1 protein-coding gene is annotated in these 429 nt (G+C 60.8%); it reads left to right on the forward strand.

The annotated features are described in order from the left end of the window. Positions 1–217: 217 nt before the first annotated feature. The coding region (locus tag JDO7802_RS04370; RefSeq protein WP_055083063.1) for a hypothetical protein at positions 218–429 on the forward strand (212 nt) is incomplete at its 3' end.

The raw sequence follows: 429 nt of genomic DNA on the forward strand, positions 1-429 counted from the left end.
CGAGAACCTGTCCACCGACATCGCGACCGGCCTGGCCGACATCGAGCCCAACAACTCGGCTACGATCTTCGCCACCAACACGGACGCAACCGGTACGCCGGCCCCCACCACCACGCCGTAAGATCGTTTCGGCGACACACATCGACTGAAATGCCGGATTGGCGGTCCACCATTAATAGCCGGTCTGCCGGGAAATCCCCATACTAAGGAAAACAAAATGCTGAACATCAACACCTTCATCAACGACGAATCCGGTGCCGTGACCGTCGATTGGGTCGTGCTGACTGCCGCTCTCGTCGGCCTGGGCCTTGCGGTCATGTCGGTCGTCTCCGGCGGCATCGAGAACCTGTCCACCGACATCGCGACCGGCCTGGCCGACATCGAGCCCAACAACTCGGCTACGATCTTCGCCACCAACACGGACGCAAC

Origin of the sequence: Jannaschia donghaensis (assembly GCF_001403795.1) — a bacterium.
Lineage (GTDB): Bacteria > Pseudomonadota > Alphaproteobacteria > Rhodobacterales > Rhodobacteraceae > Jannaschia > Jannaschia donghaensis.